16 protein-coding genes are annotated in these 13,742 nt (G+C 73.2%); 8 read left to right on the top strand and 8 right to left on the bottom strand.

What is annotated here, in order from left to right; genetic code table 11:
• Window positions 1-3: 3 nt before the first annotated feature.
• The gene (locus ACZ3YO_RS01080) at window positions 4-981 is read right to left on the bottom strand and encodes a carbohydrate kinase family protein (protein WP_465563199.1); all 978 of its coding nucleotides are present in this window, start codon (window positions 979-981) and stop codon (window positions 4-6) included.
• Window positions 982-1,229: 248 nt separating this feature from the next.
• On the opposite strand from ACZ3YO_RS01080, the gene ACZ3YO_RS01075 reads away from it, so the two are divergent.
• Window positions 1,230-1,448 (top strand): hypothetical protein, encoded by a 219-nt coding sequence (locus ACZ3YO_RS01075; RefSeq protein ID WP_465563197.1) that lies wholly within the window; start codon window positions 1,230-1,232, stop codon window positions 1,446-1,448.
• Window positions 1,449-1,588: 140 nt separating this feature from the next.
• Window positions 1,589-2,323 (top strand): hypothetical protein, encoded by a 735-nt coding sequence (locus tag ACZ3YO_RS01070; protein WP_465563194.1) that lies wholly within the window; start codon window positions 1,589-1,591, stop codon window positions 2,321-2,323.
• 84 nt (window positions 2,324-2,407) lie between these two features.
• On the opposite strand, the gene erpA is transcribed toward ACZ3YO_RS01070, so the two are convergent.
• Window positions 2,408-2,761: an iron-sulfur cluster insertion protein ErpA gene (erpA, locus tag ACZ3YO_RS01065; RefSeq protein ID WP_465563191.1), complete on the bottom strand. Its 354-nt coding sequence runs from the start codon at window positions 2,759-2,761 to the stop codon at window positions 2,408-2,410.
• Between the two features lie 246 nt (window positions 2,762-3,007).
• Between erpA and ACZ3YO_RS01060 the strand changes: the two genes are divergently transcribed.
• Window positions 3,008-3,883, top strand: coding sequence for a GNAT family N-acetyltransferase (locus ACZ3YO_RS01060; protein ID WP_465563188.1), 876 nt, complete (start codon window positions 3,008-3,010; stop codon window positions 3,881-3,883).
• 78 nt (window positions 3,884-3,961) lie between these two features.
• Here the strand turns inward: ACZ3YO_RS01060 and ACZ3YO_RS01055 are convergent, their stop codons facing one another.
• From ACZ3YO_RS01055 to ACZ3YO_RS01045, 3 genes are all read right to left on the bottom strand, one after another.
• Window positions 3,962-5,329: a pyridoxal phosphate-dependent decarboxylase family protein gene (locus ACZ3YO_RS01055; RefSeq protein ID WP_396319439.1), complete on the bottom strand. Its 1,368-nt coding sequence runs from the start codon at window positions 5,327-5,329 to the stop codon at window positions 3,962-3,964.
• Between the two features lie 209 nt (window positions 5,330-5,538).
• Window positions 5,539-6,003 carry an Lrp/AsnC family transcriptional regulator gene (locus ACZ3YO_RS01050; RefSeq protein ID WP_396319440.1) on the bottom strand — a complete coding sequence of 155 codons (465 nt, stop codon included), beginning with the start codon at window positions 6,001-6,003 and terminating at the stop codon, window positions 5,539-5,541.
• Window positions 6,004-6,139: 136 nt separating this feature from the next.
• Window positions 6,140-7,063 carry an NADP-dependent oxidoreductase gene (locus tag ACZ3YO_RS01045; RefSeq protein ID WP_465563184.1) on the bottom strand — a complete coding sequence of 308 codons (924 nt, stop codon included), beginning with the start codon at window positions 7,061-7,063 and terminating at the stop codon, window positions 6,140-6,142.
• A gap of 222 nt (window positions 7,064-7,285) precedes the next feature.
• On the opposite strand from ACZ3YO_RS01045, the gene nadA reads away from it, so the two are divergent.
• Window positions 7,286-8,518 (top strand): quinolinate synthase NadA, encoded by a 1,233-nt coding sequence (gene nadA / locus ACZ3YO_RS01040; protein ID WP_465563181.1) that lies wholly within the window; start codon window positions 7,286-7,288, stop codon window positions 8,516-8,518.
• 93 nt (window positions 8,519-8,611) lie between these two features.
• Here the strand turns inward: nadA and pspAA are convergent, their stop codons facing one another.
• The gene (gene pspAA, locus ACZ3YO_RS01035; RefSeq protein ID WP_396319443.1) at window positions 8,612-8,905 is read right to left on the bottom strand and encodes a PspA-associated protein PspAA; all 294 of its coding nucleotides are present in this window, start codon (window positions 8,903-8,905) and stop codon (window positions 8,612-8,614) included.
• 37 nt (window positions 8,906-8,942) lie between these two features.
• Entirely contained in the window at window positions 8,943-9,743 is an 801-nt protein-coding gene (locus tag ACZ3YO_RS01030; protein ID WP_396319444.1) for a PspA/IM30 family protein, read from the bottom strand.
• Window positions 9,744-10,044: 301 nt separating this feature from the next.
• On the opposite strand from ACZ3YO_RS01030, the gene ACZ3YO_RS01025 reads away from it, so the two are divergent.
• Together ACZ3YO_RS01025 and ACZ3YO_RS01020 are read left to right on the top strand one after the other, a co-directional pair.
• Complete coding sequence (locus ACZ3YO_RS01025; RefSeq protein ID WP_396319445.1) at window positions 10,045-10,644, top strand: DUF3043 domain-containing protein; 600 nt, start codon at window positions 10,045-10,047, stop codon at window positions 10,642-10,644.
• A 200-nt stretch (window positions 10,645-10,844) separates the two neighbouring features.
• The gene (locus ACZ3YO_RS01020; RefSeq protein WP_465564123.1) at window positions 10,845-11,543 is read left to right on the top strand and encodes a methyltransferase domain-containing protein; all 699 of its coding nucleotides are present in this window, start codon (window positions 10,845-10,847) and stop codon (window positions 11,541-11,543) included.
• Window positions 11,544-11,579: 36 nt separating this feature from the next.
• Here the strand turns inward: ACZ3YO_RS01020 and ACZ3YO_RS01015 are convergent, their stop codons facing one another.
• Window positions 11,580-11,783 carry a hypothetical protein gene (locus ACZ3YO_RS01015; protein WP_359802666.1) on the bottom strand — a complete coding sequence of 68 codons (204 nt, stop codon included), beginning with the start codon at window positions 11,781-11,783 and terminating at the stop codon, window positions 11,580-11,582.
• A 106-nt stretch (window positions 11,784-11,889) separates the two neighbouring features.
• On the opposite strand from ACZ3YO_RS01015, the gene cobU reads away from it, so the two are divergent.
• Window positions 11,890-12,462 carry a bifunctional adenosylcobinamide kinase/adenosylcobinamide-phosphate guanylyltransferase gene (gene cobU / locus ACZ3YO_RS01010; protein ID WP_465563176.1) on the top strand — a complete coding sequence of 191 codons (573 nt, stop codon included), beginning with the start codon at window positions 11,890-11,892 and terminating at the stop codon, window positions 12,460-12,462.
• 28 nt (window positions 12,463-12,490) lie between these two features.
• Window positions 12,491-13,606, top strand: a complete 1,116-nt coding sequence (gene cobT / locus ACZ3YO_RS01005) for a nicotinate-nucleotide--dimethylbenzimidazole phosphoribosyltransferase (protein WP_465563173.1) — start codon at window positions 12,491-12,493, stop codon at window positions 13,604-13,606.
• Window positions 13,607-13,742: the final 136 nt, after the last annotated feature.

The raw sequence follows: 13,742 nt of genomic DNA, 5'->3' as shown, positions 1-13,742 counted from the left end.
AGGCTACTTGACCAGGTGCGCGCGGATCTCGGCGGCGGCCTCGGCGCCGTAGGCGTCCTCGAAGCGCTGCAGGAAGGCGCTCGGGCGCAGCTCGTACTCCTGGGTACCGACGGTCTCGATCACCAGGGTGGCGAGCATGCAGCCGAGCTGGGCCGAGCGCTCCAGGTCCAGCTCCCAGGAGAGACCGGCCAGGAAGCCGGCGCGGAAGGCGTCGCCGACGCCGGTCGGGTCGGCCTTGGTCTCCTCGGGTGCGCAGCCGACGACCACCGGGGGCTCGCCCTTGCGGTCGATCCGCACGCCCTTGTTGCCGAGGGTGGTGACCCGGGTGCCGACCCGGGTGAGGATCTCTTCCGCGTCCCAGCCCGTCTTGGTCTCGATCAGCGCGGCCTCGTACTCGTTGGTGAAGAGGTACGCGGCGCCGTCGACGATCTCCCGGATGTCCTCGCCGTCCAGGCGGGCCAGCTGCTGGGACGGGTCGGCCGCGAAGGCGTAGCCGCGGGTACGGCACTCCTGGGTGTGGCGGACCATGCCCTGTGGGTCGTCGGCACCGATCAGCACGAGGTCCAGGCCGCCGACGCGGTCGGCGATCGGCTTCAGCTCGATGTTGCGGGCCTCGGCCATCGCGCCGGTGTAGAACGAGGCGATCTGGTTGTGGTCCTCGTCCGTGGTGCACATGAAACGCGCGGTGTGCCGGGTCTCGGAGATGTGGACGGACTGGCAGTCCACGTTGTTGCGCTCCAGCCAGCTGCGGTACTCGGCGAAGTCCGCGCCGGCGGCGCCGACCAGGATCGGACGCAGGCCGAGCACACCCATGCCGAAGGCGATGTTCGGTGCGACACCGCCCCGACGGATGTCGAGGGTGTCGACCAGGAAGGACAGCGACACGGTGTGCAGCTGCTCGGCGACGAGCTGGTCGGCGAACCGGCCGGGGAACGTCATCAGGTGGTCGGTGGCGATCGAGCCGGCGACGGCGATACGCACGGGAGGTCTCCTCAGGACGGCGGCATGGCCACGGAAAGCAGGGGGCGAACCCACCCACGGTACCCGGCGGGGGGCGGGCGGCGGCAAGACCGCGGGAATTGGCACCGGCCACCGTCGAACGTGTACTACCCCCGGGTAGCTCTGGTGGGGGCCGGGTGGTCGGCCTAGGGTCGCTGCCAGGGGCCGGGTCCGGCCCCGACCGAGCCGTGGCAGTGCGGCCGCGGCACCGTGGATCGGAGCGATCACCGATGATGCCCAGTTACCACCCACTGCGTGTTCCGCCGGCCCTGCGGGGTGACGCGGACGCCGAGACCCTGGACGCGCTGGTGGACTCCTCCCGGCAGCTGCGGCGGTTCTGGCCGCTGCTGGCGACCGGCCCCGAGCCGGCCACCCCCGCCCGGGCCGGCTTCCGGGTCTCCTCCGGGGCGCAGCGGCTGGTCGCGGGAATGGCCGAATACGGCATGTGAGCCGTCCCGGGGGCGGCCCCGCGGCCGGCCCGGCGGAGGGGCCGCGCGGAGGGACGGGAACCGGATTGGTCCGGGGCACGTCACATCCGCGCGGTACGGCCGGGAAGGCGGTGCCGCTGAGCCCTCGGGAGGATGGACAGATGGATCTGTTGGATCTGGAGCCGATGCCCCGGCGCACCGGTGGTGTGCCTGCCCGCCGGTCGCGCGGGCGGCGGACGGTGGCGCTGGCGGGTCTGGTGCTGGCGGCGGCCGTCACGGTCGCCGGGTGCGACGGGGGCGGCAAGTCGGCCTCGGACGCGGCCCCCGGCTCGGCGCAGCCGGTGTCCGCGAGTGCGACGCCGTCGGCTACCGCGTCCCCCGGTGGCGCGTCCTCCGCGGCGGCGCCTTCGGCCGGGGCCACCACGCCGGTGACGCCCCCGCCGGCCGATCCGTCGGCGAGCACCCCCGACCCCCGGCCCTCGTCCACGGCGCAGCCGCCGGCGCCCCCGGCCGATCCCCCGGGCAACGGCATCGCTGTCGGCGAGCCGGCGCCGAACGGGCAGGGGGGCGGGGCGGCGGTCCGCCCCGCGGTCACCTACCGGGTGGATGGCAGCAAGCTGACGGTCTGGTTCTACGGCGGCGTCTGCGAGCGGTACGCGCTGAAGGCGGACGAGTCCAAGCCGGGCCGGGTGGACGTCAAGGTCACGCTGGCGGCGCCGGTTCCGGCCGGGCAGGTCTGCGCCGAGCTGGCCAAGCGGCAGACGGTGTCGGCCGAGCTGAAGCAGCCGCTGGCGGGCCGGGCGGTGACGGACCTCGCCACCGGGCAGCCGGTGCCGCTGGAGGCCGACCCGCACGTCGGTCCGGACCCGGCGACCCCGGACGTCTCCGGGAAGTAGGCGGCGGGCAGGCGGCACGGACGGTCCGCAGAAACGGCGAAGGCGGCCCCGGGAGGATCCGGGGCCGCCTTCGCCGTCTGCCGACTAGCTGAACGAGTCGCCACAGGCGCAGGAGCCGGTGGCGTTCGGGTTGTCGATCGTGAAGCCCTGCTTCTCGATGGTGTCCACGAAGTCGACGATGGCGCCGCCGAGGTACGGGGCGCTCATCCGGTCGGTGACGACCTTCACACCATCGAAGTCCTTGATCACGTCGCCGTCGAGCGAACGCTCGTCGAAGAACAGCTGGTAACGCAGGCCCGAGCAGCCACCGGGCTGGACGGCGACGCGCAGAGCGAGGTCTTCGCGGCCCTCCTGCTCCAGCAGGCCCTTGACCTTGGCCGCGGCGGCATCGGTAAGGAGGATGCCACTCTCGACGGTGGTCTCGTCCTGGACGGTCATCTGCTTTCTCCCGGTCTTGACGACGGTCTGCCGCCAGTGCCAACCGATGGCCGTCCGGATTCATTTCCCGGACGGTGGTGTATTTCGTCGGTGGTCTTCTGCGGCGGAATTTCCGTGGGCCGGGTGTACCACCCGCTCCCCTACGCTCCCCATGCTCGCACAACCGGCGGGGGTCGGGCACCGCCCGGCCTGCCGATCCGGACGAACCGGCCCCGTCCGGGCGTCCCGGCGGCCAGGATGGAAGGCATGATCCTGCGACAGATCCAGGACACCGCCGCCGACGCGGAGGCCGTCCAGTACATCGCCCGCGCCTCCTTCGCCTCGCTCCCCGACTCCCCCGGCGCCGGCGCCCCTGCCGACGCCCCGCCGCCGGTCCGCTCACTGGCCCGGACGAGACACCTGGTGCGGACCGACCCGCAGGGCTGCTGGCTGGCGGAGAGCGGCGGCCGGCCGGTCGGGTCGGTGCTGTCGCTGCGCCGCGAGGGCCTCTGGATCCTCGCGCTCTTCGCGGTGGTGCCCGAGGCCCAGGGCAAGGGTGTCGGGCGGCTGCTGCTGGAGCGGGCCGCGACGTACGGGCGGGGGTGCCTGCGCGGGATGCTCTGCGCCTCGCCGTCCCCGGCCGCGGCCAGGCGCTACCGGCTGGCCGGGTTCACGCTGTACCCGGCCATGCGGCTGGCCGGGCGGGTGGACCGGTCCGGGCTGCTCGATCCCGGGGACATCCCGGTGCACCCCGGCAACGCGACCCACCGGCACCTGCTGGACTCGGTGGACCGGCGGCTGCGCGGCGCCGCGCACGGGCCGGACCACGAGCTGATGCTGGCCCACTGCGAGGAGCTGCTGGTGGCGGACGCGCTGGCCGGCAGCGGCTACTGCTACCGGGACGGCGGCGAGGTGAAGCTGCTGGCCGCCACCTCGAAGCGGATCGCCGTGCGGCTGCTGCGCGAGGCGCTGGCCCGGGTGCCGGACGGGGTGGAGGCCCAGGTGGAGTACCTGACCGCCGAGCAGGAGTGGGCGCTGGACGTCGGTCTGGAGGTGGGGCTGGCCCCGCAGACCCGGGGCTATCTGGGCCTGCGCGGAATGCGGCCACCGACGCCGTACCTGCCGAACGGCGCGCTGCTGTAGCCGGTGCACCGGACGGCGCGGCGGGGGGGGACGGCGCAACCCCCGCCGGGCGCCCCGGCGGGGGTTGCGAAGGCCTGGTCAGACCATGGTGTCCAGGATCTCCCGGACCATGTCCATGGTGGTGCCCGGGTGCAGGAAGGCGAAGCGGGCGACCGTCTCGCCGTCCCAGCCGGTCGGGGTGACGAAGCCGATCTGGTCCGCGAGCAGCTGCTGCGACCAGCGGTAGTAGTCCTCGTTGGTCCAGCCGGTGCGCTTGAAGCAGACCGCGGAGAGCTGCGGGTCGAACAGCAGCTCCAGGTGCTCGGTGTCGCGGATCAGCTGCGCGGTGTCCCGGGCCAGCTGGAGGCCGGTCTCGATGGCGTCGGTGTACGCCTGGGTGCCGTGCACGGCCAGCGAGAACCAGAGCGGCAGGCCGCGGGCGCGCCGGGTCAGGTGGTAGGCGTAGTCGGTGGGGTTCCACTCGTCGCCCTCGGTGTGCAGCACGTCCAGGTAGGAGGCGTCCTGGGTGTGCACGGCGCGGGCCAGCTGCGGGTTGCGGTAGATCAGCGCGGCGCAGTCGAACGGGGCGAACAGCCACTTGTGCGGGTCCACCACGAACGAGTCGGCGTGCTCGATGCCGTTGTAGCGCTCGCGCACCGAGGGGGCGAAGAGGCCCGCGCCGCCGTAGGCACCGTCCACGTGGAACCACAGGCCGCGCTCGCGGGCGACCTCGGAGAGGCCCTGCAGGTCGTCGACGATGCCCTCGTTGGTGGTGCCGGCGGTGCCGACGACGGCGATCACCGTCTCCGGGTTCGGGTCGGCGGCCAGGGCGGCCCGCAGCGCCTCACCGGTGAAGCGGCGGTCGACGGTGGGGACCTTGAAGGCCTCGACGCCGATGATGTTGAAGGTGTTCTTGACCGAGGAGTGCACCTGGTCGGCGACGGCTATCCGCAGCCGGGCCTCGGGGCCGACGCCGAGCCTGCGCCGGGCGGTGTCGCGGGCGACCACCAGCGCGGAGAGGTTGCCGGCCGAGCCGCCGGAGACGAAGGTGCCGCCGGCCGTCTCGGGCATGCCGGCGCGGTCCGCGATCAGGCGCAGCACCTGGTTCTCGGCGGCGATGGCGCCGGCCGCCTCCAGCCAGGAGATGCCCTGGAGGGAGGCGCAGGAGACGACCATGTCGAAGAGCAGCGCGGCCTTGGTGGGGGCGCACGGGATGAACGACAGGTAGCGCGGGCTGTCGGCGGAGATCACCGCGCGGGAGAGCTCGTGGTCGTAGAGCTTGAGGACGTCGGCCGGGTTGTTGCCGTCCGGGTTGAGCAGGCCGGCCAGCTGGGCGCGCAGGTGCTCGCCGTCACCGGGGTGGTCGAGCGGGACGGGGTCGTACTGCAGCCGCTCCCGCATGTAGTCGAAAACCAGGTCGACCAGTTCGTTGTCGGGCCGGTGCATGCGGTCGGGGGCTGCGGACACGGGGGTCCCTCTCGGCTGTGGGGTGTCGGGGGAGGACCGGCGGCGCGGGGCTCGTCACCGCGTTGCCGGACGTCATCAGCCTAGGCAGCGGGGGGCCGGCGCCGCGCGTCGGAACGCGGCCGGCCGGGCAGGATTCGGGCGTCTTCGGGCCGGTCCGCGCAGGATTCCTGCGCCGGGGCCGGCCGGGGCCGTACTGGGCCCTTCGGGGGTCAGCCGATGAGCTGGGAGAGGACGACGGAGGAGCGGCTGCGCTGGACGCCGGGCTCCTTGCGGATCCGCTCGATCACCGCCTGGAGGTGGTGCATGTCGGTGGCGCGCAGGTGGACCAGGGCATCCGGGTCTCCGGTGACCGTCCAGGCGGCGACCACCTCGGGGAACTGCCGCAGGCTGGCCAGGATCTCCTCGGGGGCGGTCCGCTCGCGGCAGTAGACCTCGACGAAGGCCTCGGTCTGCCAGCCGAGGACGGACGGGTCGAGGACGACGGTGAAGCCGCGGACGACCCCGCGCGCCCGCAGCCGGTCGATCCGGCGGCGGACGGCGGTGGCGGAGAGGTTCACCTGGAGGCCGATCTCGGCGTAGGAGGCGCGGCCGTCTCCGGCCAGCCGGGCGAGCAGCAGCCGGTCGGTCTCGTCCAGGTCGGCCCCGACCGTCTCGTGCGCTCGGCTGCTGCTCATCGGTGCGGGGCTCCACAGGTCGTACGGGATCGGCGAGGGGCAGCTGGAGGCGGCGGCCGCCGAAACGGTTCTGCACCATTCTGGCGGATGACAGGACCGAGTCCACCGCTGGCAGATGACGACCGGTGGACGGTTGTCAGTCCACCAGCAGGACGATCTTGCCCCGGGTGCGGCCCTCGGCGCTCAGCGCCTGGGCGGAGGCGGCCTGGGAAAGCGGGAAGGTGGAGGCGACGGTGACGGTGAACCTGCCGGCGTCGGCCAGGGCGGCCAGCTCCGCCAGCCCGGCGGCGTCCGGGCGGACCCAGAGGTACCGGCCGCCGAGCGCCTTCACCCGGTAGTCGGCGACCGAGGCGATCCGGGCCGGATCGGCGACCAGGCCGGCGGAGAGCTCGGCGGCGCCGCCGCCGACCAGGTCGAGGGCGGCGTCCACACCGCCGGGGGCCAGCGCGCGGACCCGCCCGGCCAGGCCCTCGCCGTGTGCGACCGGCTCGGCCCCCAGCGCCCGCAGGTAGTCGTGGTTGCGCTCCCCCGCGGTACCGATCACCCGTGCGCCGAAGGCCCTGCCGAGCTGCACCGCGAGGTGGCCGACCCCGCCGGCCGCGGCGTGCACCAGCAGGGTGTCGCCTTCCCGGATCCCCAGCGCCTTGAGCCCCTGGAGCGCGGTCAGCCCGGCCAGCGGCAGGCCGCCGCTCTGCGCCCAGTCCAGCGCGGCCGGCCTGCGGGCCAGGGTGCGGACGGGCGCGGCGACCAGCTCGGCGTAGGTGCCGTGCTCGACCCAGTCCTTGCGGACGTACCCGAAGACCTCGTCCCCGGGGGCGAACTCGGTGACCCCGCCGCCGACCGCGCGGACCACCCCGGCCACGTCCCAGCCCATCACCAGCGGGAAGTGGGCGTCCAGCAGCCCGTCCAGGCGCCCCTCGCGGACCCGCCAGTCCACCGGGTTCACCCCCGCCGCCCTGACCTGTACCAGGACCGAGTCCGGCCCGACCTTCGGGTCCGGCAGCTCGGTGTACTCGACCACCTCGGGGCCGCCGTAGCGGCGGATCGCGATTGCCTTCATGGGCCAAGCCAACGCGATCCGGCCCGGATATCGATTCGGCCACGCCGGACCCCTGCCGTATCTTGCTCCCGGCTCCGCCGGAGGGCTCCGAACCGGCAAGCGGTTCTCGTCACATCGACAGGACGGCCATCGTCAGTCTGACGCTAACCGGTTATCATAGATAGCGTCAGATAGACGAGAAGGCTGCACCGACCGATCGGCCGCACAGAAGGGCACCCGCCCGTGACCACCACCATCACCGAGACCTACGGCGTCGACCCCACCCCGACGCCGCTCGCTCTGCTGCTGCTCGGCCGTGAGGCCGACCCGAACAGCGAGCGTGGCGTCGAGTGCCCCGGCGACCTCCCGGCCGCCTCCGACCCGGACCTCGTCGAGCGCGCGCGGGCGGCCAAGGCCGCACTCGGCGACCGCGTCTTCATCCTCGGCCACCACTACCAGCGCGACGAGGTGATCGAGTTCGCCGACGTCACCGGCGACTCCTTCAAGCTCGCCCGCGACGCCGCCGCCCGCCCGGAGGCCGAGTACATCGTCTTCTGCGGCGTGCACTTCATGGCCGAGTCGGCGGACATCCTCACCACCGACGCCCAGCAGGTCGTCCTCCCGGACCTCGCCGCCGGCTGTTCGATGGCCGACATGGCCACCGCCGAGCAGGTCGCCGAGTGCTGGGACGTGCTGACCGACGCCGGCATAGCCGACGTCACCGTGCCGGTCTCGTACATGAACTCCTCCGCCGACATCAAGGCCTTCACCGGCAAGCACGGCGGCACCATCTGCACCTCGTCCAACGCCAAGCGGGCGCTGGAGTGGGCCTTCGAGGAAGGGGCGGCGCGAAGCGCCTCGACCGAGGGTGACGGGGGCCGACGGGTGGGCGAGAAGGTGCTCTTCCTGCCGGACCAGCACCTGGGCCGCAACACCGCCGTGCGCGAGATGGGCTTCTCGCTGGACGACTGCGTGCTCTACAACCCGCACAAGCCGAACGGCGGCCTGACCGCCGAGGAGCTGCGGAACGCCAAGATGATCCTCTGGCGCGGCCACTGCTCGGTGCACGGCCGGTTCTCGCTGGACTCGGTGAACGACGTCCGCGCGCGCATCCCCGGCGTCACCGTGCTGGTGCACCCCGAGTGCAGGCACGAGGTCGTCGCGGCCGCCGACATGGTGGGCTCGACCGAGTACATCATCAAGGCGCTGGACGCCGCCGAGCCCGGCTCCAAGTGGGCCATCGGCACCGAGCTGAACCTCGTCCGCCGGCTGGCCAAGGCGCACCCCGACAAGGAGATCGTCTTCCTGGACCGGGCGGTCTGCTTCTGCTCCACCATGAACCGGATCGACCTGCCGCACCTGGTCTGGGCGCTGGAGTCGCTGGTCGAGGGCCGGGTGCCGAACGTGATCAGCGTCGACCCGGAGACGGAGAAGTACGCCAAGGCGGCGCTGGACCGGATGCTCGCCCTGCCGTAGCCCGGCGCCGTACGGACGCCGAAAGGGCGGGCCCCCTCCATCACGGAGGGGGCCCGCCCTTCATCGCGTCTGGCGTCCGGCGCGAGACGGCGGCTACTCGGGGATGCCGGGGATCAGGCCGTCACCCTCGGCCCGAAGCAGCTGCCGGACCTGGTCGATCGTCGCGTCGGCGTCCGGGAGGATCAGGTCGGACGGCTCCAGCGAGTCGTCCGCCAGCGGGGTACCGAACTTCTTGACGGCACTCAGCAGTTCACCGAGCGCCCGCCGGAAGTGTTCCTCGTCCCCCGACTCCAGTGCGGCGAGGAGCTCCTCGTCCAGCTCGTTGAGCCGGTTCAGATGGGTCTCGCCCACCTCGAACTGGCCCTCCCCCATGACCCTCATGATCATGCCGTGCGTCTCCCTGGTTGGTGGGGTGAAGCTCAGATCACTTGTTGTAGTTGATACGCGGGGTGTCCTGCTGCGACGCGTCCTGGGCCTTGCCCTGCTCGATGGCCTGCGGGCCGGAGGACGGCGAGCCGCCCGTCAGCTCGGCCTTCATCCGGGCCAGCTCCAGCTCGACGTCCGAGCCGCCGGCCACGCGCTCCAGCTCCGCCTCGATGTCGTCCTTGCGGCCGAGCCCGCTGGCGTCGTCGAGCGCACCGGAGGCCAGCAGCTCGTCGATCGCACCCGCGCGGGCCTGCATCTGGGCGGTCTTGTCCTCGGCCCGCTGGATCGCCAGACCGACGTCGCCCATCTCCTCCGAGATACCGGAGAACGACTCGGCGATCCGGGTCTGCGCCTGGGCCGCGGTGTAGGTGGCCTTGATGGTCTCCTTCTTGGTGCGGAAGGCGTCCACCTTGGCCTGCAGCCGCTGGGAGGCGAGCGTGAGCTTCTCCTCCTCGGCCTGGAGCTGCTGGTACTGCGTCTCCAGGTCGGTGATCTGGGACTGCATGTTCGCCTTGCGGGTCAGCGCCTCGCGCGCGAGGTCCTCCCGGCCGAGCGAGAGCGCCTTGCGGCCCTGGTCCTCGTACTTCGCGGACTGCTGCTGGAGCTGGGTCAGCTGGAGTTCCAGGCGCTTGCGCGAGGTGGCCACGTCCGCGACGCCACGACGTACCTTCTGGAGCAGCTCGAGCTGCTTCTGGTACGAATAGTCCAGCGTCTCTCGCGGATCCTCCGCCCGGTCCAAGGCCTTGTTCGCCTTGGAGCGGAAGATCAGCCCCATACGCTTCATGATTCCGTCGCTCATGGGCCTCGGGTGCCCCCTTCTCCGGCCTGCGGTCTCTATCTCGTTACCAGACACGACGAGTGTATGTGCAGCGAGCCCGTCGCCGCAGTGCACCTGCCTGCAACAAGACTGCTACAGCGACCCCCTCGACTGCCTCATCCCCGCGGTGGATCCGGCCCTCATCCCACCCACCGTCCTCCGGAGTGATCCCCTACGGGAAGGCCCCCGGAAACCCGGCACCGGGCCCGGCCGCACGCGATCGATATGCGTTTGGGTCCGAGGACACCCGAAGAAGCGGTCCCGCACCCCGTACGCTGGTGGTGTGTTCCGACGCCGTTCAGATGATGCCGCCGCCTCCGCCGCTGTGCTGGAGAAGCAGGACGAGACGACCCAGGCCCGCGACCCGCAGGCGAAGAAGGGCCGCCCCACGCCCAAGCGCAGTGAGGCCGAGGCCAACCGGCGTACCCGGGTGACCGTGCCCAAGGACCGCAAGGAGGCCTCCCGCCAGGCGCGCGAGCGCATGCGCGCCGAGCGTGAGAAGCAGCGCACCGCGCTGCTGGAGGGCGACGAGCGCCACCTGCCGGCCCGCGACAAGGGCCCGGTGCGCAAGTTCGCCCGCGACTACGTGGACGCCCGCTGGTCGCTCGCCGAGTTCTTCCTGCCCGCCGCGGTGGTCATCCTGGTCCTCAGCATCGTGAAGGTGCCGGCCCTCCAGCTGCTCTCCACCGTGCTGTTCCTGGCCTTCTTCGTCCTGGTGATCCTGGACTTCGTCCGCCTCGGCTTCGGTCTGCGCAAGCAGCTCGCCGAGCGCTTCGCCGGCCAGAACACCCGCGGCGCGGTCGCCTACGGCGTGATGCGCATCCTGCAGATGCGCCGGCTCCGGCTGCCCAAGCCGCAGGTGCGGCGCGGGGAGAAGCCCTGACCGCCGAACCGGTGGACTCCGGCTGGGCCCCTCCCGCCTGGGAGGGGCCCGGCCTGTACGCGCTGCCGGGCCAGGGGGACGGCGGCCACGACCGGATCGCCCAGGAGCGCCGGCTGCCCTCGCGCAGCGGCTCCTTCGCCGGCGGCACCGGCCCCTGGCTGGACCGGCTCGGCAGCCTGCGCAACCTCGTCCGGCAGGAGATGGTCGCCCGGCAGCTCGCCGAGCAGCTGACCGGCCGCGACGCGCAGCGCGTCCTCGACATCGGCTGCGGCCAGGGCACCCAGGCGCTGCGCCTGGCCCGGGCCGGCCACTACGTCACCGGGATCGACTCCGACCCGGTCGCGCTCGGCGTCGCCCAGGGGGCGCTGGCCGAGGAACCGGCGGAGGTGCGCGGCCGGCTCCAGCTGCTCAGCGGCGACGGCCACCAGTGCGGACGCTGGTTCGGGCCGCGCAGCTTCGACGTCGTGCTCTGCCACGGCGTCCTGACCTACCTGCCGGACCCGGACCCGATGATCGCCTCGCTGGCCCGGCTGCTGGCCCCCGGCGGGCTGCTCTCCCTGCTGGTCCGCAACCGCGACGCGCTGGCCCTGCGTCCCGCCGCCGCCGGCGACTGGCGGGCCGCCCTGCACGCCTTCGAGAGCGACCGGTACTACAACCGGCTCGGGCTGGCCGCCCGCGCCGACCGGCTCGCCGACCTCGCCGTCACCCTCTCCGAGGTGTCCGTGCCGCTGCGGCACTGGTACGGCGTCCGGGTCTTCACCGACAACACGCCCGACGACGCGGCGCCGCCGGTGGACGGGCGGCAGCTGGCCCAGCTGCTCGAAGCCGAGGAGCGGGCCGGCCGCACGGACCCGTACCGGCAGATCGCCGCGCTGCTGCACGTGTTCGGGGCCAAGTAGCCCGTCACTCGCCCTGACCTCCGGGGCGGGCGGCCCTCAGGCCTCGTGCAGGCTCATCGAGTAGATCTCCCGGCCGTCGTCGAGCAGGACCGCGGTGTCCACCCCGTCCTCGGCCAGCTGCTTCCAGGACTCCCCGATCCAGGTCTCGGCGTCCCCCTGGCCGGCGAACTCCTCCTCCTGGCCGCCGCCCGGGGCCACCACGGTGCCGTCCGCCTTCTCGTACCGCCACGTCCACACCATGCCCGGCTCCTCCTGTGTGCTGCCTGCCCTGTACGGCCCTGTGTGCTGCGCACCTTAGCCTGCCCGGTGGGATCTTCCGTATGCCTCGTCCGGCAGGATGAGCTGTATGGCAACTGCTCCCGCACTCCCCCGCACGCTGGTCCTCGGCGGTGCGCGCTCCGGCAAGTCCACCAAGGCCGAGCAGCTGCTCGGCCGGTACGAGGACGTGCTGTACGTGGCCACCAGCGGCACCCGGGACGACGACACCGACTGGGCGCAGCGGGTCGCCCTGCACCGCGAGCGGCGGCCGGCGAGCTGGCGCACCGCCGAGACCTGCGACCTGGAAGCCGTACTGGCCGACGACGCGGACCGGGCGCCGGTGCTGATCGACTGTCTGGCGCTCTGGCTGACCGCCGTGATGGACGAGTGCGGTGCCTGGGACGACGCCGTGTGGGCGGACGGCGGCGAAGCGGCGGTGCAGGCCCGGTGCGAGGCGCTCGCCGAGGCCTGGGCGGCGACCGGACGGCAGGTGGTCGCGGTCAGCAACGAGGTCGGCATGGGCGTCGTCCCGGCGACCGCCGCGGGCCGCCGGTTCCGGGACACCCTGGGCCGGCTGAACATGGCGGTGGCCGACGCCTCGGAGCGTGTGCTGCTCGTGGTGGCGGGGCAGGTTCTGACCGTCAAGCCCGCCGCAGGCTGACCACCTTCGGCGTGTAGCCTTCCGACCGATGGACACGACCGTGGATCTCGATACCTTCTCCTCGCTCGTCGAGCGCCCCGACGAGAGCGCCCGGCGAGCCGCCGAGGAGCGCTGGCAGACGCTGGACCGGCCGCGCGGCGGTCTGGGCCGGCTGGAGGAGCTCGGCAGCTGGCTGTCGTCCGTACAGGGGCGCTCCCCGGTGCGGCCGCTGTCGGCGCCCAAGGTGCTGCTGTTCGCCGCCGACCACGGGGTGGCGGCCCTCGGGGTGTCCCGGCTGCCCGCGCAGGGCGGCACCGCCGCCCGGGTCCGGGCGGTCCTGGACGGCACCGCGCCGGTGGCGCTGCTCGCCCGTCGGTTCGGCGCCGACGTACGGGTGGTGGACGTCGCGGTGGACGCGGAACCGTCCGACTTCCCCGACGCCGTGGTCGCGCACCGCGTGCGGCGTGGCTCCGGCCGGATCGACCGCGAGGACGCGCTGACGCCGGAGGAGACCGTCAAGGCCTTCCGGGCCGGGATGGCCGTCGCCGACGAGGAGGCCGACGCCGGGACGGACCTCGTGGTGCTGGGCGACCTCGGGGTCGGCTCGACCACGGTGGCGGCGGTGCTGGTCGGCGCGCTCTGCGGGACGGACGCGGCCGCGGTGACCGGGCGCGGCTCGGGCATCGACGACAAGGTGTGGATGGTCAAGTGCGCGGCCATCCGGGACTCGCTGCGGCGGGCCCGGCCGGTGCTCGGCGACCAGTTGGCACTGCTCGGCGCCACCGGCGGCGCCGACTTCGCCGCGATCACCGGTTTCCTGCTCCAGGCCGCGGTGCGGAAGCTGCCGGTCGTCCTGGACGGGGTGGTCTCGGCGGCCTGCGCGCTGGTCGCGCAGCGGATCGCGTTCCGGGCGCCCGAGTGGTGGCGGGCCGGGCAGTCCAGCGGCGAGCCGGCCCAGGCGAAGGCGTACGACCGGCTGACCCTGACGCCGCTCCAGGAGCAGGGGATCATCATGGGCGAGGGCATCGGTGCGCTGATGGCACTGCCGCTGCTCCAGGCCGCGGCGGACACCCTGGCCGAGCAGGCGCCCGTGCCCTTCGTGCCGTCGGCGCCGAAGGAGCAGCCGAAGCTGCCGTCGGCGGCGGAGCTGCTGGGGCGGGTGTAGCGGAGCCCTGCCCGTTGGGGCAGAGAGCGACGGCCACCGGCCGTCGGAGCTCCAGGACCGATGGCGGCCTTCCGCCGCGCACAGTTCCCGCCCCTCCCGGGCCGCGGTACTGGGCGGTGACCGACCGAGGAACGGG

The organism is Kitasatospora sp. NPDC022785 (assembly GCF_055561295.1).
Note: the sequence above shows the minus strand (reverse complement) of the source record. Positions and strands in the feature narration are given on the sequence as shown.